Genomic DNA, 22,268 nt, shown 5'->3' on the forward strand with positions numbered 1-22,268 from the left:
GTGAGGCTATCGGGTGCGGGGGACGATAGCAAGTGGCGAGGCGCCTCATGGTTGCCGTCCTGCGCCCGATATATGGTGTGTGGACGAGCTAACGAAAGAGTTTATTGCGGAGAGCCAGGAGGGTCTGGACCGGATGGAACGGTGCCTGACCGAGCTGGAGATGCGGCCTGACGATAGTGGATTGCTGGGAGAGATCTTCCGCGCCGTCCATACGATCAAGGGGACGACGGGATTTCTGGGATTTGATCGGCTGGAGAAGCTGGCGCATGCGGGTGAGCATCTGCTGGGGTCGCTGCGCGATGGGCGGCTTGCGGTGAGCTCGGATCTGATCAGCGGATTGCTGCGCCTGATGGATGGGCTGCGGGCGATTCTGGTGCTGATCGAGGAGACGGGGAGCGAAGGGACTCGGGCGGGCGATGAAGATGGCGAACTGATCGCAGAACTGGCGATGCTGAACGGGCAGACGCCGTCGGAGTTGCCGGAGATAGAGGCTCCGCAGATTGCGTTGGTGGATGCGGCGGGCAAGGCGGAGGGTGCTGTGCCGAGCGCGCCGAGTGGTGGTGCGGCTTCTGCGTTGCAACCGACGGTGGTAACGGAGAAGGCGAGCGCGGATAAGACGTTGCGGATTGACGTCGATGTGCTGAACCGCATGATGAACCTGGTGGGCGAGCTGGTGTTGACGCGAAACCAGATGCTGCAGAGCGGGATGGAGGCGGCGAACTTTCCGGAGTTGGCACGAAGGCTGGATAGTGTGACGGCGGATCTGCGCGAGACGGTGATGCAGGCTCGGATGCAGCCGGTGGGGAATCTGTTTGGGAAGTTTCCGCGGATGGTGCGGGATCTTGCGCGGACGTGCGGGCGCGAGGTGCGGGTGGAGTTTAGCGGGCAGGAGACGGGACTGGATAAGAGTCTTCTCGAGGCGATCAAAGATCCACTGACGCATGCGGTGAGGAATGCGGTCGATCATGGGATCGAGTCTCCTGCAGACCGTGTGCTGGCGGGGAAGTCGGCTGAAGGGTGTTTGCGGCTGAAGGCGTTTCATCAGAGTGGCTCGGTCGTCATCGAGATTGAAGATGATGGCGCGGGGATTCCAATTGAGCGGGTTTTGCAGAAGGCGATCGAACGCAATCTGGTGACGGCGGAAGATGCTGCTGGGATGTCGGAGCGGGAGGCGTTGCAACTTATCTTTCTGCCGGGATTTTCGACGGCTGCTACGGTGACTACGGTTTCGGGACGTGGCGTCGGCATGGATGTGGTGCGCGCCAACGTGGAGAAAGTTGGCGGGAGCGTTGAGGTTGAATCGCGCAGAGGCGTGGGGACTACGCTACGCCTGCGGGTGCCGCTGACGTTGGCGATTGTTCCTTCACTGGTGGTGAAGAGTGGAGGGCAGGCGTTCGCGCTGCCGCAGAGCACGCTGGTCGAGCTGGTGGATATTCCGGAGCGTGAGTTTGCGCAGGTAGTGCAGAGGATTGGTTCGTCGGAGCTGTATCGGCTGCGAGAGCGGTTGTTGCCGATGGTGTGGCTCGATCGTTTGCTGGGGTTGGATGCTGATAATCCGGATCAGTCGAAGGGACACTATCTGGCGGTGCTTGAGGCGGAGGGTTGCAGGTACGGACTGGTGGTCGATGACTTGATGTCTCCGGAGGAGATTGTGGTGAAGCCGCTTTCACCGGTGCTGCGTGAGATTGGCTTGTTCTCCGGCGCGACGGTGCTGGGGAATGGATCGCTTGCTTTGATTCTGGATGTCGGTGCGACTGCAGCTCGTGCGGGGGTGAAGCCGATTGAAGAAGAAGTTGGCGGGATCGGCGCAAGAGAGGCTGCGGTGCATGAGGCTACGGGCTCTTCGTTCCTGATCTTTGAGGATCGTGTGAGGGAGAGAACGGCGCTGCCGCTGGATGTTGTGGAGCGGATTGAAAGCGTGCCGCTGGGGCAGATCGAATATGCGGGTGGACGTGCATTGCTTCAGTACCGTGGGGAACTGCTGCCCTTGAGGGATGAAGGAAATGTGTTGATTGAGATGGAGGCGGCGCGGCAGGCGGGCGAAGAGGCGATGGTGACGGTGTTGATCTGCGGCGATGCCAACGTGGGAGGAGCACAGCGCGGCGGCATGGTGGTGCGACGAGTGCTGGATGTTTCAAACGGAACGCTGCTCGATCAGGATGAGGCGACCGAGTGGATGGAACTCGCTCTGGTGAAAGAGAAGCTGACGCTGGTTCATCGTGAGTTTGGAGTGAAGGCGAAGGCTGGATGGCAGGAGGTCGCGTGAAGATAGCAGGTCGGGAGAAGGTTGACGAAATTCAGGATGAGAACGACGCGGTGTCGCTGTGTTCGCTCTTTGCGGGCAGTGAGATGTTCGGCATCGATACGAGAAAGATTCGCGAGGTACTTGGAGAGCGGGATCTGCAGCGTGTGCCTATGTCACCGACGTTCATTGCAGGAGTTGTTCCCTATCGCGGCGAGGTGCTGACGACGGTGAATCTTCGCGCTTTGCTGGGGATGGAGGCGCACACGGGGAAATGCTGCGTGTTGGTGATGGCCGATGATGAAGCTGCGGAACGGTTTGGCCTGGTGGTGGATGCGGTGGGCGGAGTGGTTACGGTGAGCCGGCGAGTGTTGGAGGATAACCCATGCACATTGGAGGCTCGGGGCAAGTGGCTGTTTGATGGCGCCTACAAGATGGAGGCGGGGCTGATGGTGCAGCTCGATCCGCAGAAGTTGTCTCCGTCGCGGTTGTCGGAGGTTGGGCTGTTCAAAAATAGTTCGAACGGAGGCATAGATGCGAGCCCTGATCGTTGATGATTCGAGCTTTATCCGCGAGTATTTGCGGCACCTGCTGAACCGAATGGATGTTGTGTGTGAAGAGGCGAAGGATGGCAGCGATGCGCTGGCGGTGCTGGCAGCGGCGGAGTCGTTCGATCTGATGCTGCTCGATGTGAACATGCCCGTGATGAACGGTCTGGAGTGCGTGAAGAAACTGCGTGAAGCGAGGCTGGGCCCGGCGATGAAGGTGATGATGGTGACGACCGAGGCCGATCACTCGTTTATTACGACGGCGCTCGATAACGGTGCGGACGAGTTTCTGATGAAGCCATTCACTCCCGAAAGCCTTCGGGAGAAGATGCTTCTGCTTGGTGTAATCGCTGCTTGAAGCTGTGGGTGGAAGAGGAAGGCTGAGGAAAGCAGACATGAAAGCTTCGGATGAACGGCCGCTCCGCATTCTTGCCGCGGACGACTCGGCGGTAATGCGCGGCGTAATGGGGAAGCTGTTTCGAACGCATGCCGAGGATCGGTTGAGCGAGCTTCCGCGCATGGAGTTGTGCGGGGTTGCACAGGATGGGGTCGATTGCCTGGAGGCGGTGAAGCGGCTGATGCCGGATGTGCTGGTGCTGGATCTTGAGATGCCGAGGCTGAATGGGCTGGAGGTGTTGCGCCGGTTACAGGTGGAGAACCCGGCTCTGCCTGTGATCATGTGCAGTGCGCATACGGAGCGTGGAGCGAGGTCGACTCTGGAGGCGCTGGCGTGCGGCGCTGCGGACTATGTGACGAAGCCCGCGGAGCAGCGAGACTTTGCTTCGGCGATGCTTTCGCTGTCGCAGCAACTGCTGCCGCGAATTGCTGCGCTGGCCAAGGGGGGAAAGCGGAAGGAAAAGAATGCTGTCGCGCGGAGTGGCTTGGGAAGTGCTTTCAATGTTTCGTCGAGTGCAGTGCCGACGAAGACGTCTTCTCCGATTGAGGTGGTGGTGATTGGGTTGTCTACGGGGGGGCCGTCCGCGTTGGAGCAGTTGTTGCCGAGGCTGCCGGCGGACTTTCCTGTTCCTGTGTTGATCGTGCAGCATATGCCGAAGCTGTTTACTGGCGCGCTGGCGGAGCGGTTGGATAAGAGCTGTGCGCTGCGAGTGAAGGAAGCCTATGAGAACGCCATAATTCGACCTGGAACGATCTGGCTTGCTCCGGGGGATGCGCATATGGAGGTTGGTCCGGGCAACGGATTAACGGATCGGCATGATGGGAGTTTAGCGGGGAGGAGCAGCAGAGTTCGGCTGCATCAGCGGGAGCCTTTAAATCATTGCAGGCCTGCGGTGGACTATCTGTTTTTCTCTGCGGCGCGGATGTATGGTGCTTCGGCCTTGGCGCTGGTGATGACGGGAATGGGAGCAGATGGGCTGGATGGGGCGCGAGCTGTGCATGAAGGCGGGGGAGTGGTGCTGGCGCAGGATGAGGCGAGTTCTGCAGTGTGGGGGATGCCGGGGAAGGTGACCGAGGCTGGTATAGCGAGTGCGACGCTGCCGCTTGTAGAGATTGCGAGTGCGCTGAAGCAACGAGTCAACGCGGGAAGACTGATGAAGATGGATACGGCACACCATGCAGCATCCACGATGGTGCCGCGGCGGGAGATGACCGATGGCCTGTTCTGATACGGATTACGCTTATCTTCGTGAGCTTGTGCTGGAGCAGTCGTCGAACCTGATTGATCCGTCGCGCAACGCTCTCTTCGATACGAGATTGACGCCAATTGCAAGGTTGTCGGGCGCGGACAGCCTTGGAGATTTCGTCAATATGTTGAAGTCGGGGAGGCCGGCTCATCTGCATCGCGCGGTTGCAGAGGCGATGACGATTAATGAGACGAGCTTCTTTCGGGATATGAGGCCGTTCGAGATGTTGCGGCAGGTTTTGATTCCGCGATTAATCGAACAGAGAAAGGAAGCGCGGCGTCTGCGGATCTGGAGCGCGGCGAGTTCGACCGGACAGGAGGCTTACAGTCTGGGGATGATGATCGTGGAACATTTTCCGGAGCTTGCGGGTTGGGATGTGAGGATTGTGGGCACGGATATTTCGCGACACGTCGTTGATTATGCGCAGAAGGGGCGGTATCGGCGACTGGAGGTAAACCGGGGACTGCCGGCACGGATGTTGCTGAAGTATATGACCCGCGATGGAGAGGAGTGGGAGATCAGTCCGCAGGTTCGGTCGCTGTGTGAGTTTCATTATGCCAATTTGTGTGGGCCGCTTCCTTTTCTACCGTTCTTCGATTTGGTGCTGCTAAGAAATGTGCTGCTTTATTTTTCTCAGCAGGATCGCAGGACGCTCTTCAATGAGATTCATCGGAAGCTATCGCCTTCGGGCTACCTGGTGTTGGGAAACGCGGAGCAGGCGGAGGATTCGACCAACCTGTTCGAGGTGGAGTTTGGGGCTGACTGCTATTTCTATAGTCCCGTGAAAGCCTCGTGAGGATTTTTGACTTAGGGGCTTAGAAGCGCATCCAATTGTGTGCGGCAGTTATGCTGCTGACAGCGCACATGAGGACTATGCCGCCGAGTTCTGCCAAATCGAGGAAAAAAGTTGCTATTGAAGCTGCGTTGCCGCCAACGCCGAATCCTGGGGGCGATGCAGCGTTAGCGCTGTTTCATCCGATCACGGCGAAGTGGTTTCGGGCAGTGTTCGATGCTCCGACTGCTCCACAGGTGGAGGGTTGGCCAGCGATTGCTCGTGGAGAGTCGACGCTGATATTGGCGCCGACAGGCACGGGGAAGACGCTGACGGCGTTTCTGTGGTGTCTCGATAAGTTGATGATGGGGACTGCGCCGGAGGCCGAGCGCGGATGTAGGGTGGTGTATCTTTCGCCTTTGAAGGCATTAGCTGCGGATGTGGAGCGTAATCTGCGGTCGCCTTTGGTGGGCATCGCGAACATGGCGAAGCACGAGGGTGTTGCAGTGCGGATGCCGGAGATTAGCGTGCGTACGGGCGACACGTCGCAGAAGGAGCGTGCGAGGTTTCGGAAGCATCCTGGCGATATTTTGATCACTACGCCGGAGAGTCTGTATCTGCTGCTGACGTCGGAGGCGGGAGAGTCATTGCGGTCGGTGGAGACGGTGATCGTGGATGAGATTCATGCGCTGGTGCCGAGTAAACGTGGGGCGCACATGGCGTTGTCGCTGGAGCGGTTGGAGGCGCTGACGGGGAGGAAGCTGCAGCGGATTGGGCTGTCGGCTACGCAGAGGCCGTTGGAGGAGGTGGCGAGGTTTTTGGGTGGGGCGGAGACGTCTGGATATGTTCCTGTGGAAGGCACGAATTTAAGTCATGCTGCGGAGGTTGATGCAGAGACGAACAGTGTGTTGATGGAGGTGGCTGGCAGTGAGGACTCGCGTGCGGAAGGAGGAGCGAGTGCTGCGCGGTTTCGGCCGGTGACGGTGGTGAATGCTGGGGCGAGGAAGCTTCTCGAGCTGAAGGTGGAGGTCCCGGTTGAGGATATGGCGCGGCTCGGGGAGATTCAAGAGCAGCCGAGTGGGCCGGCGTCGCAGGGACCGAAGAGGACGTCGATCTGGCAGTCGATTCATCCACGGTTGCTTGAGATTATTCGGGGGCGGACTTCGACGTTGATCTTTGTAAATGCGCGTCGAGTGGCGGAGAGGCTGGCGGGGGCTTTGAATGAGCTTGCGGGCGAGCAGGTTGCGCTGGCGCACCATGGTTCGCTGGCGGCGGCGCAGAGGACGGAGATCGAGGAGTTGCTGAAAGCGGGAAGGATCAAGGCGCTGGTGGCTACTTCGTCGCTGGAGCTGGGGATCGATATGGGGGCGATTGATCTGGTGATTCAGATTGAGGCTCCGCCTAGTGTGGCGAGTGGGATGCAGAGGATTGGAAGGGCGGGGCACCAGGTGGGGGCTCCGTCAAATGGGATTATCTTTCCAAAGTACAGGGCGGATTTGATTGCGTGTGCGGCAGTGACGCGAGCGATGCATGAGGGCCATGTGGAGTCGACGCGGTTTCTGCGGAATCCGCTGGATGTGCTGGCGCAGCAGATGGTAGCGGTAATTGCGCATCCGCCTTTGAACGTTGCCGATGCAGAGAGGCGGACCAAGCACAAGACCGAGGAAGAGGAGAGTCCGGGACTAAGCTATGCGGCGCTGTTTGGTTTGGTGCGTGGGGCAGCTCCATTTGCGGGATTGAGTCAGAGCGTGTTTGATGGCGTGCTGGATATGTTGGCGGGGCGGTATCCGTCGGATGAGTTTGCGGAGCTGCGGCCGCGGATCACGTGGGACCGGAATAAAAACTGGATTACACCGCGCGCGGGGGTAAAGCGGATTGCGATCTTGAATGGGGGGACGATTCCCGATCGTGGGACGTATGGGGTGTTTCTGGCGGGACAGAGGTCGAAGCCGGTGCGTGTGGGTGAGCTGGATGAGGAGATGGTGTTTGAGAGCCGAACGGGAGATACGTTCATCCTTGGGGCTTCGACGTGGCGTATCGATGAGATTACGCATGACCGGGTGCTAGTGACTCCGGCTCCTGGTGAGGCGGGGAAGATGCCGTTCTGGCATGGAGATCAGGCGGGGAGGCCGCTGGAGTTTGGGCGACGGATTGGCGCGTTGGTGAGGGAGTTGCGGGAGGCTCCGCGGAGTGTGGCGATGGCGCGGCTGACGACGGAGCATGATCTGGAGCCGGGGGCGGCGGAGAATGTGCTCCGGTATCTCGCCGATCAGGAGCTGGCTACGGTAAATGTTCCTGATGATCAGAACATTGTTGTGGAGCGGGTGAGAGATGAGCTGGGGGATTGGCGTGTGTGTGTGCTGACGCCGTTCGGCAGCAGGGTGCATGCGCCGTGGGCGATGGCGGTGACGGCGAAGCTGCGGTCGACGAGTGGGCAGGAAGTTGAGACGATGTGGTCGGAGGATGGCTTTGTGCTGCGGTTTGCCGAGACCGAGGAAGCTCCGGCGATTGATCCGATTCTGCTGGAGCCGGAGGAGGCTGCGGAGTTGGTGCTACGGCAGTTGGGATCGACGGCGTTGTTTGCGGCTAAGTTTAGGGAGAGCGCGGCGAGGGCTTTGTTGCTTCCGAGAAGGAGGGCGGATGGTCGGACTCCACTCTGGCAGCAGAGGAAGCGCGCGTATGACTTGCTGAGTGTGGCGAGCAGGTATGCTTCTTTCCCGATTGTGCTCGAGGCTTACAGGGAGTGTCTGCGCGATGTGTTTGACATGCCTGCGCTGATGGAGACGCTGCGGAATATTGGAAGCCGTTCGCTGCGGGTGCATACGGTGGATTCGCGGACTCCTTCTCCGTTTGCTTCAGCGTTGCTGTTCAGTTATGTGGCGAACTATATCTACGATGGGGACGCGCCGCTGGCTGAGAGGCGGGCGCAGGCGCTGTCGATCGACCAGGATCAGTTGCGCGAATTGATGGGGGATGCGGATCTTCGAGAGCTACTGGATCGGAGTGCGATTGAAGAGACGGAGGAACAGTTGCAGTGCGTAGTGGAGGGGTATCGCGCTCGGAATATGGATGGAGTGCATGATCTCTTGTTGCGATTGGGGGACCTGAATCGGGATGAGCTGCAGCTCCGATGTGTAACGGAGGAGGTTGCAAGTTCGGTTGCGAAGCTGATGCGAGCTCGGCGGGTGCTTGAGGTGCGGATCAGCGGGGAGAAGAGGCTGATTGCGGTGGAGGATGCGGCGCGGTATCGAGATGGGCTCGGCGTGCCGCTGCCGCCGGGTCTGCCGGGGGCGTTTTTGGAGGAGGCTCATGAGGCTTTGGTAGATCTGGTGCGGCGTTTTGCAAGAACGCATGGACCTTTTACGACGTATGAGGTTAGTGAACGGTTCGACCTCGCGGCGGAGAGTGTGGAGTCGGTGCTGCAACGGTTGGTGCAGAGCGGCAAGGTAGTGGAGGGCGGGTTCCGACCTGGAGGGATTCATCGGGAGTGGTGCGATAACGAGGTATTGCGTGCGATTCGGCGTCGCTCGCTGGCTCGGCTGCGCAAGGAGATTGAGCCGGTTGAACAGAGGACGCTGGCGAGATTGTTCACGCGGTGGCAGGGAGTGGTGCAGCCTCGGCGGGGTCTGGATGCGTTGCTGGATGTGATTGAGAATCTTCAAGGGGCGCCGCTGCCGGCTTCGATTCTGGAGAGTGAGATTCTGCCAGCGCGGTTGGTGGGGTATAAGACTGCGGATCTGGATACGTTGATTGCTGCGGGTGAGGTGATCTGGGTCGGGTTCGATCCGATTGGAGAGAGGGATGGACGGATTGGACTTTATCTCGCAGAGAAATTGCCTGCGCTTTGGCCGATTGGGCGTTCGGCGGGGCAGCAGGATGGCGTTCGCTCTGCTCAAGGTGATGGCTCTGCATTCGCGTTGAGTGAGGCGGAAGAGAAGATTGTGGAGTATCTGAAGGTGCGGGGAGCTTCCTTCTTTCAGGATTTGCATGATGGGATTGGCGGTGGTTATCCAGGGGAGACGCTTGAGGCATTGTGGGAGCTAGTTTGGAAGGGTGCGCTGACGAACGACGGGATGGCGGGGTTAAGGGCTTACTGCGAGAGGCCTGCTTCGAACAGTTCGAGGAAACCCGCGCGGAGGGTGCATCAGCAGACGGGATTTCGATCGCGGCGGACGACACCGCCTACGGCGCAGGGCCGGTGGGCGTTGAATGTTGCGGCGTTTGCGAGTGGGCGGTCGGCGACAGAGTGGAGTCATGCGATTGCACAACAGTTGTTGACCCGATATGGTGTGGTGTTTCGTGAGACGGCGCATGCGGAGAATCTGCCGGGGGGATTTTCGGCGATCTATGACGTGATGAAGGCGCTGGAGGAGAGCGGGAAGATTCGTCGAGGGTACTTCGCGGCGGATCTTGGTGCGACGCAGTTTGCGATGCCGGCGGCGGTGGATTTGCTGCGGTCGCTGCGGGTGCAGCAGGATCCCGAGAAGGTGGAGATGTTGCAGTTGGCGGCGACCGATCCGGCGAATCCTTATGGCGCGCTGCTGCGGTGGCCTGCGGCGCCGGATGCGGGATCTTCGCTGACGCGAAGTGTTGGGGCGCGAGTCATTCTTTGCGATGGCGCACTCGTGGCTTATCTGCGGAGGGGGAATCCGAACCTGCAGGTTTTTTTGCCGGAAGAGGAGCCGCAGCGGTCGCAGGTGGCGAGGAAGCTGGCGGAGTTTCTGGTGAGTAAGGTGCAGGACCAGGAAGATGCGCAGGGTCGTGGCGGGATTCTGATTGCAAGTGTGAATGGGATTGCGGTGGCTGAGCACCCGATGGCGCGGTTTCTGCTGGATGCAGGGTTTGCGGCGGGGGCGATGGGGTTCAATGTGCGACGAGGGCTGCCGCCACTGCCGGGGGCTCGTGGTGAGGTTAGAGCGAATGCCTGAGCTAGAGGTAGCTTAGCCACCAATCGGATCGTGTGGCCTTGAGGTTTGCGTACCAGCGACACAGCGGGTAGAGAGAGATTACGACGAAGAGCCAGACTGCATAGACGACCCAAAGTGGATATCCGAAGTCCGGCGGAAAGAGCTTTTCGGGGCCGCCCATCGCCGGCGGAGAGCTGAAGAGGATTGGGTAGGACTGCGCGCCGTAACGGATCCAGCTGGTAAGGAATGACAAAAGATGGATGAGGTAGAAGTGCGCAATGAAGTAGAAGAGAGGGACACGCCCGAAGACGATGAGGGGATTGGTAATGCTGAATCGGTGGCGGTCGAAGAGGGCAAGCGCGATGAGTGCCGGTCCGAGCGTCATGAGGAGGTATAGCAGTGACGGCGGATACTTGGTGCAATTGAGGAAAGATAGAAGAGTGGAGATGACGGAACGCTGAGACGACCATCGTTCGGGATCGCCGTAGATATTGATTGCGCGCAGGACGAGGAAAGCTATTGTGAGTGCGAAGCCGGTCGTTAGGATGATTTTTTGGCGGCGGGCTGGCTCCAGTAGAAAGACGCGGCCGAAGCAAAAGCCTGCGGACATGACGGCGATCCATGGTACGAGTGGGTAGCCGACGACGATGACTAAACCATGGATGAGGAAGGCGCCGGGTTGATGGATTACGTTCCAGACAGGGGCGTAACTGCCGAAGGATGCGGCGTTAATCGGGTCGAGAAGGTTGTGGAGTGCAAGGACTGCGATGCTCAAGGCTGCGAGAAGGCGGTAGGGAAGCTGGACTAAGAGGGCCAACGCTACCATGCAGCCGCCCAACTCCCACATGACGAGAAGAAGGACCGGGAAGCGGGAGGCGAAGTTGAAGTTGTAGGCGAGACGCATGACGGTGAGTTCCAGGAAGATAAGCCAGATTCCTCTTGTTAACAGAAATGTCGATAGCTTAGTTTTGGTGCGGCCGTGCTCTAGCCATAGGAAAGCTCCGAGGCCAGCGGTGAAGGTGAAGACGGGAGCACAGAAGTGGGTGATCCAGCGAGTGAAGAAGAGAAACGGATAGGTGCGGGTAAGATCGGTGGGCGAGAAGTACGTTGCGGAGATGTGAAAGAAGTCGCGGGTGTGATCGAGCGCCATGATGATCATGATTGCGCCGCGCAGAGCGTCAATAGATTGGAGACGCGAACTGGATTTGACGATTGTGGACACTTTGGTGGCCCATTATCGCTTAGAGGGATCGTTGGGGTGAAGAATTTTCTGGGGCAGGTTTGGTGCATCTGAGAGAAGTAGTGGGTTCAAACGGAGACGAGGATGCCTGAAGGGGACACAATCTATCGGGCGGCGCGGGCGCTGCAGAAGGCGATTGGCGGTAAGGTGGTGACGGGGTTCGACACTGGCTTGGCGAAGTTGGCGCGGGTGAATGATGATGCGCCGCTGGTGGGGCGGACGATTGAGAAGGTGGAGTCACGGGGGAAGTGGTGTCTGATTTTTTTCTCGGGCGATTTGATTCTGGTGACGCATATGTTGATGAGCGGGAGTTGGCATCTGTATCGCACGGGGGAGAAGTGGTGGATGGGTCGGGATCGGATGCGGGTGGTGGTTCGGACGGCGGAGTGGGAGGCGGTGGGTTTCAATATTCCGGTGGCGGAGTTTTATACGGCGAGATCGCTGGAGCGGCCGAGCCAGGTGCCTAAGCTAGGGCCGGATGTGTTGGGGGACGAATTTACGGTGGAGGCGGGTGTAACTCGGTTGGGCGCGTATGGGAGAGAGAATCCTAATGCGGAGATTGCGGTGGTGCTGCTGAATCAGCGGGTGATGGCGGGTTTGGGGAATGTTTATAAGAGCGAGGTGGCGTTTGCGGCGGGGGTGAACCCGTTTCGTGCGATGCGGACGATCTCGCCGCGAGAGATGGAGGTGATGGTGGAGGTGGCGCAGAGATACATGAAAGCGAATGTAGTGGATGGGGCGGGCGATGGGATTGTGACTTACTCGGGCAATCGGCGGACGACGCACTCTTCGAATCGCGAGGAAAGGCTTTGGGTGTATGGGAGGCAGGGGCAGGAGTGTCGGCGATGTGGGACGGCGGTGATGATGAGGAAGCAGGGGGTGCAGGCGCGGTCGACTTACTGGTGTCCGGAGTGCCAGCCTTGGGTGGGAATGGGGGAGACAGCTGCTCCGGTGGGACGGGCGAGGGTTGTGCGGCGTGGGAAGATTGGGTGCTAGAGTCGCGATTGCGACGATGTTTTTCGCAGCCTAGAGACTATGGTCACGTTGAATGAAGGTGGTTCGCGCTTATGCGCGAATGCCCACATCTCAAAATCGAGATATGGGGCACCCGGTTTCTTGTGACGCCGAAGATGGTGGCTTGCGTTTTATTGGGGGGGCGGAGTTGGCTGCGGCTGCGGTTGTTGTTTGTCTTTGTCTTTGCCGCCGCCGAAGATCTTCTGGAAGAAGTTTTTCTTCTTGGGGGCTGCGGGGTTTTGATTGGTGTCAGGGGCGTTGCCGTCTGGGGGCGTGTTGGGATTGACGCGAACGATGGGAGCGGGGGTGTTGGGTGTTGTGGTGTCAGGAGCGGATTTGCCGCCGAGGCCGAGGATCTTCTGGATGAAGTTCTGCGGGCTTTCACTCATCTGACTGCAGGTGTTGGTGGGTGCGGTGCCGTCGAGAAAGGCGGCGTAGAGGATGTTGCCGGGGCAGCTGGCGTCGGCGAGGAGGTTTGAGGTTTTGTCGATGCGCGCGGTGGTGATGCCAGCGGGTGGCATGAAGGCTTTGACGTCGGAGTACTGCGGAAGCAGGATGGCGCGCTTCATGAACTCAGTCCAGATGGGCTCTGCGGCGTGGGCGCCTTCCATTTTTATGTCGGTGTAGTCGTCGTTGCCGACCCAGACGATGCAGATGAGGTTTGACGTGTATCCGGCGAACCATGCGTCGTGGCTGGTGCCGGTTTTACCGGCTGCCGGCGCGGTGAAACCATGCCCGCGCGCTGCCGCGGCGGTACCATAGTTCATGACACCTTCGAGCAAAGATTGGGTGAGGTAGGCCGCTCGAGGATCCATGACCTGCTTGGCCTCGGGAGAGTAATCGGAGACGACATCGCCACTGGCGTTGCGGACAGATGCAAGCATCCAGGGAGTGAGGTGGACGCCGTTGTTGGCGAAGACGGTGTAGGCGCCAGCCATGTCGATCGGTGTGGCATTGTAGGTTCCGATGGCGACGGATGGAGTGCCGCGCGCGTTCGTAATTCCGGCAGAGCGGGCGAGTGCGGCAACATTGTCGAAGCCGACCATTTGGGCTAGTTCAACCGTGGCCGCGTTGAGTGAGTGAGCGAGAGCGTACGCAGCTGTAACGTCGCCTTTATAGCCGCTGATCTTGTTCTTTGGCGTGTAAGTCTGGCGGCCATTGTCGTAGGTGAAGGTGGTTTCTTCATCGTTGAGCTGAGTGAGAGCCGTGAAGACTCCGCTGCCACCGTTCTCGTTGCTGAGGGAGAGGCCATTGAGGGAGCTGTTATAGGCCGCGGCGTAGACGAAAGGTTTGAAGATGGAGCCGGTGGGGCGCTGGGAGACGGCGTGATTGAGCTGGGAGAGACCGTAGTTGCGTCCTCCGACGAGCGCGAGTATCTGCCCGGTATGCGGGTTCAGAGCAATGAGCGAGACCTGAGGATAAGTTATGGGGCCGGGCTCTTCGCCCTTTGGCGTGCTGTGTTGCTTGAGCACTAACTCGTCGACCTTCTTCATTCCGATTTCGACGGCTTCGGAGGCCGCGCGTTGAAGTTCGGGGTCGAGCGAGGTATAGATGCGAAGACTCTGGTGAGCGAGGTCCTGGTCGCCGATGCGTTTGACGAGCTGGTCGTGGACGAGGTCTACGAAGTACGGCGCTTCGCTGGCGTCGATGTTGGGAGGAGCGAGGCGGAGGGGTTCTGCTTTGGCGCGTTCGGCCTCGCTGGCAGTGATGGCCCCGGTTTCGACCATGGAGTCGAGGACTACGTTGCGGCGTGCCATCGCGCGTTCTGGATGGCGGTAGGGGTTGAGGCGGGTGGGGGATTGGATGGTCCCGGCGAGGAGGGCGCACTCGGCGAGGTCAAGCTGCTGGAGCGGCTTGCCGAAGAAGGTTTGAGCGGCTTCGCCGAAGCCGTTGATGGCGTAGCTGCCGCGCTGGCCGAGGTTGATCTCATTCGCGTACATCTCGAAGATCTGCTTCTTGTTGAAGCGGGCTTCGAGCTGGAAGGTGATGAGGATCTCGATCATCTTGCGCTTGATGCGTTTTTCAGGCGAGAGGAAGAGATTCTTTGCCAGCTGCTGGGTGAGGGTGGAGCCGCCGCAGGTGCGATGGTGAGTGACGAGGTCGGAGAAAGCGCACTTGGCGATGCGCATGTAGTTGATGCCGCCGTGATTGAAGAAGTCGCGGTCTTCAATGGCGGTGACGGCCTGGACCATGCGCGGGGGGATCTCGTTGTAGGAGACGAGGCGGCGTTTAGTGCGGTTGTTGTCTTCGGATAGGGCCGTGATGAGCTGGGGTTCGAGCTCGTAGGCGCTGAGGGAGACTCCGTTTTCGGCGGTGATGCTTTGAACGACACCGTCGGTGGTGTTGATGGTGGCGCCGTCGGTGTTGTGGTAGCTCTCGGGGCCGGGTTTGATGAAGATGTTGTCGGCGTTGAGCTGATAGGTGCCGAGTTGGGAGTTCGTGTTATAGCCTGCCTGGCGAAGGTCTGCGGCGATTGTGGCGGCGGAGAGCTTCTGTCCTGCACGGACCTCGCGGGGCGCGGCGTAGATCTGCGAGACGCTGGCGAAGAAGGGGCCGGAGCGGATGCGGTCGTCGACCACATGTTGGTAGTGGTAGTAAAAGTAGGTGAAGACAGAGCAGCCGACGATCAGGATGGCGAGCAACGCCACGAGGGCGATGCGTAGGAGGCGCGACTCCAGTGCGGGAGATTTGGTTCCGGTGCGCGCGTTGCTGCCGTATTTGAGTTTGACTGGCAAGAGACTCTTTCGTTGGACGTTTAGAGGCCAGCTGCGGGGAGCGAGTTGTTCAATGTGGTCGTTATCTGGCCCGATACCCTTGTGACAACTTCATTGATGGCGACTTCTTCGGTGATGCTTCGGAGGCGATCGAGAAATTCTACCTTGCCCTCGGCGACTCCGCGACCAATATTGATTCGATAGGGGATTCCGACGAGATCTGCGTCTTTGAACTTGACGCCGGCGCGCTCGTCGCGGTCGTCGAGGAGGACGTCTACGCCTGCGGCTTCTAGGTCCGCGGCGATTTTTTCCCCGGCGGCGAGGAGGGCCTTGTCGCCGACGTTGGTGATGGTGACAACGACCTGAAAGGGCGCAATGGCAGGGTGCAGCACATAGGCGGAGCCCTGGTTGGCAGCCGCGGAGAGTTCGATGGCGGCAGTGAGGATGCGCTCGATACCGATGCCGTAGCAGCCCATGATGGGGGTGACCTCTTTGCCGTCACGGTTGAGGACGGAGGAGCCCATGGACTGGGTGTATTTGCGGCCGAGCTTGAAGATGTGACCGACTTCAACGGCTTTGCCAAGACGCATGGGTTGGCCGCCGATGGGGTCGAGTTCGCCTTCGACGATGTTGCGAACGTCGGCGACGAGGGTTGGCTTGAAGTCGCGGGTGGGCGTGACGTTGCGGAGGTGGTACTCCTCCTTGTTGGCTCCGGCGATGAGGTTGGTGCGGCCTTCGAGAGCTTTGTCGAGGACGATGAGAGTGCCGGGCTTCTTTGGATGAGGGGCCGCTTCCAGGCCGATGGGCCCGAGGTACCCGGCAGGGGCTTTGAAGGTGGCCTCGATCTCTTCGGCGACCATGGGGCGAAGTTCGCCGCCGGCGATGGCGAGAAGCTTTGCCTCGTTGATGGAGTGATCGCCGCGCAGGAAGACAACTACCGGGCGGAGCTTGCCGAGTTTGGCGTGGTCGGCTTCAGGGAGTTCGACCATGTAGGCCATGGTTTTAATTTGGTGGACGGGAGCCACGTTGAGGAAGGCGCCGACTTCGTCGATGGTGCGGTGGCCGGGAGTGTGAACGAGCTCGGGGAGTCCGTCGCCGGTGGGGGTGAGGCTTTCGACGCGGGCAAGCTGAGCGGTGGCCTTTTCGATGTTGGCGGCGTAGCCGGAGGGGCTGCTGGCGATGAGGTCTTCGCCTGCTTCGGTGTAGACCATGAACTCCTGGGAGGCGGAGCCGCCCATGGCGCCGGAGTCGGCGTCGACCGAGACGAACTGGAGGCCGCAGCGGGTGAAGATGCGGCGGTAGGCTACGTCGTGCTTGTTGTAGGAGACGTCGAGGCCGGCGTCGTCGATGTCGAAGGAGTAGGAGTCCTTCATGATGAACTGGCGGACGCGAAGGAGGCCGGATTTGGGTCGGGGCTCGTCGCGGAATTTGGTCTGGATCTGGTACCAGATCTGGGGGAGCTGCTTATAGCTGCGCAGTTCGTTGCGGGCGATGGAGGTCATGACCTCTTCGTGGGTCATGCCGAGGCAGAGGTCGGCGCCTTTGCGGTCCTTGAGGCGAAACATGTTTTCGCCCATGACGGCCCAGCGGCCCGATTCCTCCCATAGTTCGCGGGGATGGAGGGTGGGAAGGAGGAACTCCTGGCCGATGCGGTTCATCTCCTCGCGGACGATGGCGACGATTTTATTGATGGATCGGTTGCCGAGGAAGAGATAGCTGTAGATGCCGGCGCCGAGTTGGCGGATATAGCCGGCTCGGAGGAGGAGCTTGTGGCTGGCGACTTCGGCGTCTGCGGGTGCTTCGCGGAGGGTGGGGATAAAAAGTTGTGACCAGCGATGCATTGTAGAAAGGTGCTTTCCGGCCCATCGCGGTTGGTCTGCGTGGGCATTTGAGGATGAGTTCTCATTCTAAACCGGTGAAGGGTATTTATTTTGCGACGAGGTTTGTTGTCGCTGATGGGGCATGCAATGGGGTTAGGTTAAGATTGCGACTTGCTATGTCGTTCATGCGACAGACTTTCTACTTTGGTAAAGCGTAGAGTCCAATCAAGCGCATCTACCCGCCTCCTGAAACCATGTGGGCAACTCGTCTTTGCAGCTAGAGGGTGACTCTTGTGCAAAGGACGACAGCGGTGCGGAACAACGAAACTATGCAAGAGCTAGTGCCGCGACCAAGGAATCTCATACTGGCCCAGTTGCCGGATGCCGAGTATGAGGCGTTGGCGAGATTCCTTGTGCCCGTGGAGCTTCCGCTCGAGACGCGACTCTCCGAGCCGAACGAGCCGATTGAGTTTGTTTATTTTTTGAATAGCGGGCTGATCTCGACGGATGCGCTGACTGAGAAGGGCGAATCGGTGGAGGTCGGGGTGATCGGACGTGAGGGGTTTTCGGGGCTGCCGGCGCTTCTGGATCAACCTCAGATGTCGCACTCGGTGTTGATGCAGGGAGTGGGCGAGGGGCTGCGCATCCGGTCCTCTATTGTGAGGGATCAGTTTTTGAAGGGTGGGGTATTCCAGCGGCTGGTGCATTCGTTCGCGTATCTCCAGATGGTGCAAACGACACAGTCGGTGCTTTGCAACCGGATGCATGAGGTTGATGCGAGGCTGGCGCGATGGTTGTTGAGTTCAGCAGACCGGATGGAGTCGGATTCGCTGAACCTGACACAGGAGTTTCTGGCGCAGATGCTGGGAGTGCAGCGGTCGACGGTGACGGTTGCGGCGGGGGATCTCCAGAGGGCTGGAGTCATCGGGTACAGCCGTGGAAAGATCAATATTTTGGATCGTCCGGCGCTGATAAGAAAAGCGTGTGAGTGCTACAGCATTGTTACTTCTTCATACGATCGAATTCTGACCAAAAAAAATGCTGACGAATTGAGTTATGTCGATTAGGAGACTGAAAAAGTCTTTTTTCTCTGATAGGCTCACGCGACGATTGCATATATTCAACAGACTTTTTGATCTGTTCAAATCTTTCGAAAAGATCAGTCTGGGAGACCACTGTGCCGAAGATTCTTGTGGCAGGACAGGACATTCATTTGTTGGGCACACGGGCTGCTGTGCTGGCGAAGACCGGCGCGGATGTCATTTCCTGCATAGGTTCGCAGACAGTCGAAATGGTAAAGAGCGAGAGGCCGGATCTCCTGGTGCTCTGTCATTCGTTGTTATCCGATGATGATGATGATGCTGAGTCCATCGCGGACGAGATTCGTGCGTGTTGTCAGGCGACGAAGATACTGATGGTTGTGTCGGGGTTGGGATCTGATCTCCCGGTTCAGAATGCAAAGTTCGATGCGATTTGTTCGTCGAATCCTGAGCGTCTGATCGTCCTAGCGAATGAGTTACTGGATGGCACACCGCTGCATGCTACGCAGGCCGTGACGAGTAATGGGGCGTCGACAGGGGAGTTCGATTTGAGCGGAGACAATCGGATGTGAGCTGTTTCTGTGCGACTCGTTAGCTGAGTTGCAGCGTCCAGAGATCGTGTAGATGAACGACGCCCTCTACGTGACCGCCGGCGGCGACGACGATGAGTGAGGTTATCTTCTTGTCTTCCATGAGGGCCAGCGCTGAGGAGGCGAGGGCGTTGCCTTCGATCGTTTGAGGATGGGAGTTCATGATTTCGGCGGCGGTGTGCTCTAGAGCGTGGGAGCCATCGCGTTCGAGCATGCGGCGGAGATCCCCATCGGAGATCATGCCGGCGAGAAGGCCGTCTCTTAGAACCGTGGTCATGCCGAGTTTTTTGCGGGACATCTCGTAGATGACCTGCGGCATGGGCGTGGCGGGGGCCACCTGAGGAAGGGCGTCACCAGTGTGCATCAGCTCGCGAACGCGGGCGAGACGCCTGCCGATCCGGCCGCCTGGGTGCAGATCGGCAAAGTCTTCTGCCTTCCAGCCGCGGAGGCGGCTTACTTCGAGGGCGAGAGCGTCGCCCAGGGCGAGCATGACGGTGGTGGAGGCGGTGGGTGCGAGGTTGAGGGTGCAGGCTTCGGAGGAGACGCTGGCGTCGAGGAAGATGTCGCTCGATTGAGCCAGGGTGGATGTGCTGCAGCCGGAGATGGTGATCAGTGTGGCTTCGAGGCGCTTGAGGGTTGGAATCAGGCGCAGGAGTTCTTCTGTTTCGCCACTGTAGGAAAAGGCGATGACGATGCCTTTGGGGACGAGCATGCCGAGATCACCGTGGATGGCTTCGGCCGCGTGAAGAAAGTGGGCTGGCGTGCCTGTGGAGCGCAGGGTGGCGGCGATTTTGCGGGCGATGATGCCGCTCTTGCCGATGCCTGTGAGGATGATGCGATTTTGAGCGGTTGCGGCTTGAAGGAGATGGTTCGTCGCCTGGGTGAATGGGACGAGCATGGTGGTGTCGAGGCGGAGGGCAAGTTCGTTCAGGGCGGCGGCCTCGATGCGGACGAAGTCCGACGGACGTGATGAGGCGACTGGAATAGAGGGTTTGCTGGACATAGTGGCCGAACCATGTCGATGCTAGCAGAGGTCCGGCGCGCGCAGACCGGGATGACGCGTTTAGGAGGAATTGTTGCCGATGACGGTAGCTCAACTCGTGGAGAATGCAGTCATTGCATCATTTAGAAGGGCTTTGCGTCTAAACTGAGAGGGTTAGTGTGGCATAAGTTCGTGCCGAAAGGATTTCTGACGTGAAGCGGAGTGGATTGGTTTTTGGAGTGATGGTTGTCGGGATTGCGCTGCTGTTGTGGGCTGGATGGCACAATCTGCGCGAGCGGCGGCTTGCGATGCAGCAGGCGCAGGAGAACCATGTGGTTCTAGCGCCGGAGAAGGCAGGGGCAGCGGCGGCACAGCCGGATTCGCAGTCGCCTGAAGCAGAGGCGATGCAGATGCGTGGGAAGGTGGCCCCTGGGTTTACGCTTGCGACATTGGACGGTAGGAAGGTTTCGCTGAGCGATTACAAAGGCAGGCCGGTTCTGGTGAACTTCTGGGCGACTTGGTGTGGGCCGTGCAAAGTGGAGATGCCTTGGTTTGAAGAGTTCCGCAAACAGTATGCCGCGCAGGGTTTTGAGATTCTTGGGCTTGCAGATGACGTTGACGCGGGCAAGGATGCGATTGCAAAGGTTGCACAGAAGACCGGCGTGACCTATCCGATTTTGCTCACTGATGGAAAGATTCAGAAGGCGTATGGCGGACCGGATGGGATGGACTATCTGCCTATGTCGTTTTATGTCGATAAGAACGGCGTGATCGTCGAGGAGACGGCAGGTCTTGGCAGCAAGGATGAGATCGAGGCGCACATCAAGAAGATTGTTGCTTCGGGAGCGACGCCGGCGGCGGGTGGGCAGTGAGGTTGTCGAGGAGTCTGTTTGCGGGCTTACTGATCGCGTTGCCGGTTGCGTTGGTGGCGCAGCAGGTCGGTACTCTGGATGCTCCTGCGGTGAAGCCTAAGTCGTATGTTGTCTATGGGGCGGAGCCGCAGAACGTCGCGGCAGGGAAGCGAAGCGTGTTGGAGCTGCATTTTCGTGTGTTGGAGGGCTATCATGTGAACTCTCACACACCCAAGTCGGAGCTTTTGATTCCGACGCGGATTGAGCTGCAGCCGGCGGCGGGGGTGAAGTCTGAGGCTGTTGAGTATCCCGCCGGTACTTCTTATAGTTTCAGCTTTGATCCGACCGAGAAGCTCGATGTTTATACGGGTTCGTTTACTGTGAAGCTGCCGGTGGTGGCGGAGGCTGGGGCTCATACGGTGGATGGAACGCTGCGTTATCAGGCGTGCGATCATGCGGCGTGCTATCCGCCGAAGAGTCTGCCGGTTCAGGTGATATTTACGGCGAAGTAGACAAGTTTCTGTTGGTAGGCTCGGTACGTCGGCCTGTTTTTCTCATGGAGTGGTGGCATCATGGAGAAACAGGATAGACAGGAGCGGGCGGACGGGAATGGAAGAATTTCGAAGGCTGACACGGCTGCCGGCGTATGTATTCAACATCACAAGTGAGCTGAAAGCTGCGGCACGTAAACGCGGTGAGGACATCATTGATTTCGGGATGGGTAATCCCGATGGTGCAACTCCGAAACACATTGTCGACAAGCTGATTGAAGCGGCGCAGCGCACGGCTACGCATCGCTATTCGTTGTCGCGTGGGGTGCCTCGGCTTCGTCGAGCGATTTGCAACTGGTACAAGCGGCGCTATGACGTGGATCTCGATCCTGAGACTGAGGCGATTGTTACGATTGGCTCGAAGGAAGGGATCGCGCACCTTTGTTTGGCGGTGCTGGATGATGAGGATACTGTCGCGGTGCCGAATCCCAGCTACCCGATTCATATTTTTGGGCCTGTGATTGCGGGATCGAAGGTGCAGAGTATTCCGATGCGGGGCGGGACTGCGGAGGCGTTGTTAGAGGAGTTGGAGCATGATCTACCGCGTATGTCGCCGCGGCCGAAGTTGCTGATTTTGAACTTTCCTTCGAACCCTACGGCGCAGTGTGTGGAGCTTTCGTTTTTTGAGCGACTTGTGGCGTTGTGCAAGGAGTTGGGGATCTACATCGTTCACGATCTTGCTTACGCGGATATTGTGTTTGATGGGTATCGGGCGCCGAGCATACTTGAAGTTCCCGGGGCCAAGGATATTGCGGTCGAGTTCTTTACGCTCTCAAAAAGTTACAATATGCCGGGGTGGCGAGTGGGGTTTATGGTGGGAAACACCAAGCTGGTCGCGGCTTTGGGGCGTATCAAGAGTTATTTTGACTATGGTACTTTTACGCCGATTCAGGTGGCGGCGATCTGCGCACTGGATGGGCCGCAGGAGTGTGTGGCGGAGATTCGCGATATTTATAAGGAACGACGGGATGTTTTGGTGCCGCGGCTGAATAAGCTGGGGTGGCCGGTGGAGTTGCCGAAGGCTACGATGTTTGCGTGGGCGAAGATTCCGGAGCAGTACAAAGGGCTTGGATCTGTTGAGTTTTCGAAGAAGCTGCTGCTGGAGGCTAAGGTTGCGGTGAGTCCTGGCGTGGGTTTTGGCGAGCATGGGGATGGGCATGTGCGGTTTTCGCTGATCGAGAATGAGGAACGGACGCGGCAGGCGCTGCGGGGGATTAAGCAGATGTTTAAGGCTGGTTGAAAATTGAGTTTTGCAAAAAATATTTGCCCTGGTGAGAGCCGGGGCTTTTTGCTGTTTTGCTGGTGTTTTTGAGGGGTGTTTTGGAAAAGTGTGGTGCGTGAACGCGGTTTTTGG

Annotated in this window: 16 protein-coding genes; 12 read left to right on the forward strand and 4 right to left on the reverse strand. The window is 58.8% G+C overall.

Annotation, left to right across the window (positions count from 1 at the left end):
- The first annotated feature begins 79 nt into the window (after positions 1 to 79).
- The 6 genes from RBB76_RS18920 (at position 80) to RBB76_RS18945 (ending at position 10,133) form a co-directional block, all read left to right on the forward strand.
- Positions 80 to 2,266: a chemotaxis protein CheA gene (locus RBB76_RS18920; RefSeq protein ID WP_429629249.1), complete on the forward strand. Its 2,187-nt coding sequence runs from the start codon at positions 80 to 82 to the stop codon at positions 2,264 to 2,266.
- On the forward strand, positions 2,263 to 2,796 hold the full coding sequence (locus tag RBB76_RS18925) for a chemotaxis protein CheW (protein ID WP_429629250.1): 534 nt from the start codon (positions 2,263 to 2,265) through the stop codon (positions 2,794 to 2,796). Before RBB76_RS18920 ends, RBB76_RS18925 begins: the two co-directional genes overlap by 4 nt.
- On the forward strand, positions 2,777 to 3,148 hold the full coding sequence (locus RBB76_RS18930) for a response regulator (RefSeq protein ID WP_429629251.1): 372 nt from the start codon (positions 2,777 to 2,779) through the stop codon (positions 3,146 to 3,148). Before RBB76_RS18925 ends, RBB76_RS18930 begins: the two co-directional genes overlap by 20 nt.
- 37 nt (positions 3,149 to 3,185) lie before the next feature.
- Entirely contained in the window at positions 3,186 to 4,415 is a 1,230-nt protein-coding gene (locus tag RBB76_RS18935; RefSeq protein ID WP_429629253.1) for a protein-glutamate methylesterase/protein-glutamine glutaminase, read from the forward strand.
- Positions 4,402 to 5,229 carry a CheR family methyltransferase gene (locus tag RBB76_RS18940; RefSeq protein ID WP_429629254.1) on the forward strand — a complete coding sequence of 276 codons (828 nt, stop codon included), beginning with the start codon at positions 4,402 to 4,404 and terminating at the stop codon, positions 5,227 to 5,229. The genes RBB76_RS18935 and RBB76_RS18940 overlap by 14 nt, the downstream gene beginning before the upstream one ends.
- Positions 5,230 to 5,297: 68 nt before the next feature.
- Positions 5,298 to 10,133 carry an Lhr family helicase gene (locus RBB76_RS18945; protein WP_429629641.1) on the forward strand — a complete coding sequence of 1,612 codons (4,836 nt, stop codon included), beginning with the start codon at positions 5,298 to 5,300 and terminating at the stop codon, positions 10,131 to 10,133.
- Between the two features lies 1 nt (position 10,134).
- Here RBB76_RS18945 and RBB76_RS18950 read toward each other — a convergent pair whose 3' ends face one another.
- Positions 10,135 to 11,334, reverse strand: coding sequence for a DUF1624 domain-containing protein (locus tag RBB76_RS18950; protein ID WP_429629255.1), 1,200 nt, complete (start codon positions 11,332 to 11,334; stop codon positions 10,135 to 10,137).
- A gap of 102 nt (positions 11,335 to 11,436) precedes the next feature.
- Here RBB76_RS18950 and RBB76_RS18955 point away from each other — a divergent pair, with 102 nt between their 5' ends.
- Entirely contained in the window at positions 11,437 to 12,348 is a 912-nt protein-coding gene (locus tag RBB76_RS18955; RefSeq protein ID WP_429629256.1) for an Fpg/Nei family DNA glycosylase, read from the forward strand.
- A 149-nt stretch (positions 12,349 to 12,497) separates the two neighbouring features.
- Here the strand turns inward: RBB76_RS18955 and RBB76_RS18960 are convergent, their stop codons facing one another.
- Together RBB76_RS18960 and RBB76_RS18965 are read right to left on the reverse strand one after the other, a co-directional pair.
- Positions 12,498 to 15,101, reverse strand: coding sequence for a transglycosylase domain-containing protein (locus tag RBB76_RS18960; RefSeq protein ID WP_429629257.1), 2,604 nt, complete (start codon positions 15,099 to 15,101; stop codon positions 12,498 to 12,500).
- 20 nt (positions 15,102 to 15,121) lie between these two features.
- Entirely contained in the window at positions 15,122 to 16,921 is a 1,800-nt protein-coding gene (locus RBB76_RS18965) for a proline--tRNA ligase (RefSeq protein WP_429629258.1), read from the reverse strand.
- A 308-nt stretch (positions 16,922 to 17,229) separates the two neighbouring features.
- Here RBB76_RS18965 and RBB76_RS18970 point away from each other — a divergent pair, with 308 nt between their 5' ends.
- Entirely contained in the window at positions 17,230 to 17,967 is a 738-nt protein-coding gene (locus RBB76_RS18970; RefSeq protein ID WP_429629259.1) for a Crp/Fnr family transcriptional regulator, read from the forward strand.
- 110 nt (positions 17,968 to 18,077) lie between these two features.
- Positions 18,078 to 18,512, forward strand: coding sequence for a hypothetical protein (locus RBB76_RS18975; protein ID WP_429629260.1), 435 nt, complete (start codon positions 18,078 to 18,080; stop codon positions 18,510 to 18,512).
- Between the two features lie 19 nt (positions 18,513 to 18,531).
- On the opposite strand, the gene RBB76_RS18980 is transcribed toward RBB76_RS18975, so the two are convergent.
- Positions 18,532 to 19,533: a KpsF/GutQ family sugar-phosphate isomerase gene (locus RBB76_RS18980; RefSeq protein ID WP_429629261.1), complete on the reverse strand. Its 1,002-nt coding sequence runs from the start codon at positions 19,531 to 19,533 to the stop codon at positions 18,532 to 18,534.
- Between the two features lie 191 nt (positions 19,534 to 19,724).
- On the opposite strand from RBB76_RS18980, the gene RBB76_RS18985 reads away from it, so the two are divergent.
- The 3 genes from RBB76_RS18985 to alaC all read left to right on the forward strand — a co-directional run bounded on the left by RBB76_RS18985 (position 19,725) and on the right by alaC (position 22,154).
- The gene (locus RBB76_RS18985; protein WP_429629262.1) at positions 19,725 to 20,384 is read left to right on the forward strand and encodes a TlpA family protein disulfide reductase; all 660 of its coding nucleotides are present in this window, start codon (positions 19,725 to 19,727) and stop codon (positions 20,382 to 20,384) included.
- Positions 20,385 to 20,386: 2 nt separating this feature from the next.
- The gene (locus RBB76_RS18990; RefSeq protein ID WP_429629263.1) at positions 20,387 to 20,875 is read left to right on the forward strand and encodes a protein-disulfide reductase DsbD N-terminal domain-containing protein; all 489 of its coding nucleotides are present in this window, start codon (positions 20,387 to 20,389) and stop codon (positions 20,873 to 20,875) included.
- Between the two features lie 97 nt (positions 20,876 to 20,972).
- The gene (alaC, locus tag RBB76_RS18995; RefSeq protein WP_429629264.1) at positions 20,973 to 22,154 is read left to right on the forward strand and encodes an alanine transaminase; all 1,182 of its coding nucleotides are present in this window, start codon (positions 20,973 to 20,975) and stop codon (positions 22,152 to 22,154) included.
- Positions 22,155 to 22,268: the final 114 nt, after the last annotated feature.

This window comes from Tunturiibacter psychrotolerans, assembly GCF_051013365.1.
In the GTDB taxonomy this organism is placed as follows: domain Bacteria; phylum Acidobacteriota; class Terriglobia; order Terriglobales; family Acidobacteriaceae; genus Edaphobacter; species Edaphobacter psychrotolerans_A.

Coding starts and splice junctions, on each gene's coding strand:
- RBB76_RS18940 (WP_429629254.1), top strand. CDS start 4,402: ATGGCCTGTTCTGATACGGATTACGCTTATCTTCGTGAGCTTGTGCTG.
- RBB76_RS18970 (WP_429629259.1), top strand. CDS start 17,230: ATGCAAGAGCTAGTGCCGCGACCAAGGAATCTCATACTGGCCCAGTTG.
- alaC (WP_429629264.1), top strand. CDS start 20,973: ATGGAAGAATTTCGAAGGCTGACACGGCTGCCGGCGTATGTATTCAAC.
- RBB76_RS18980 (WP_429629261.1), bottom strand. CDS start 19,533: ATGTCCAGCAAACCCTCTATTCCAGTCGCCTCATCACGTCCGTCGGAC.
- RBB76_RS18965 (WP_429629258.1), bottom strand. CDS start 16,921: ATGCATCGCTGGTCACAACTTTTTATCCCCACCCTCCGCGAAGCACCC.
- RBB76_RS18935 (WP_429629253.1), top strand. CDS start 3,186: ATGAAAGCTTCGGATGAACGGCCGCTCCGCATTCTTGCCGCGGACGAC.
- RBB76_RS18955 (WP_429629256.1), top strand. CDS start 11,437: ATGCCTGAAGGGGACACAATCTATCGGGCGGCGCGGGCGCTGCAGAAG.
- RBB76_RS18945 (WP_429629641.1), top strand. CDS start 5,298: ATGAGGACTATGCCGCCGAGTTCTGCCAAATCGAGGAAAAAAGTTGCT.
- RBB76_RS18930 (WP_429629251.1), top strand. CDS start 2,777: ATGCGAGCCCTGATCGTTGATGATTCGAGCTTTATCCGCGAGTATTTG.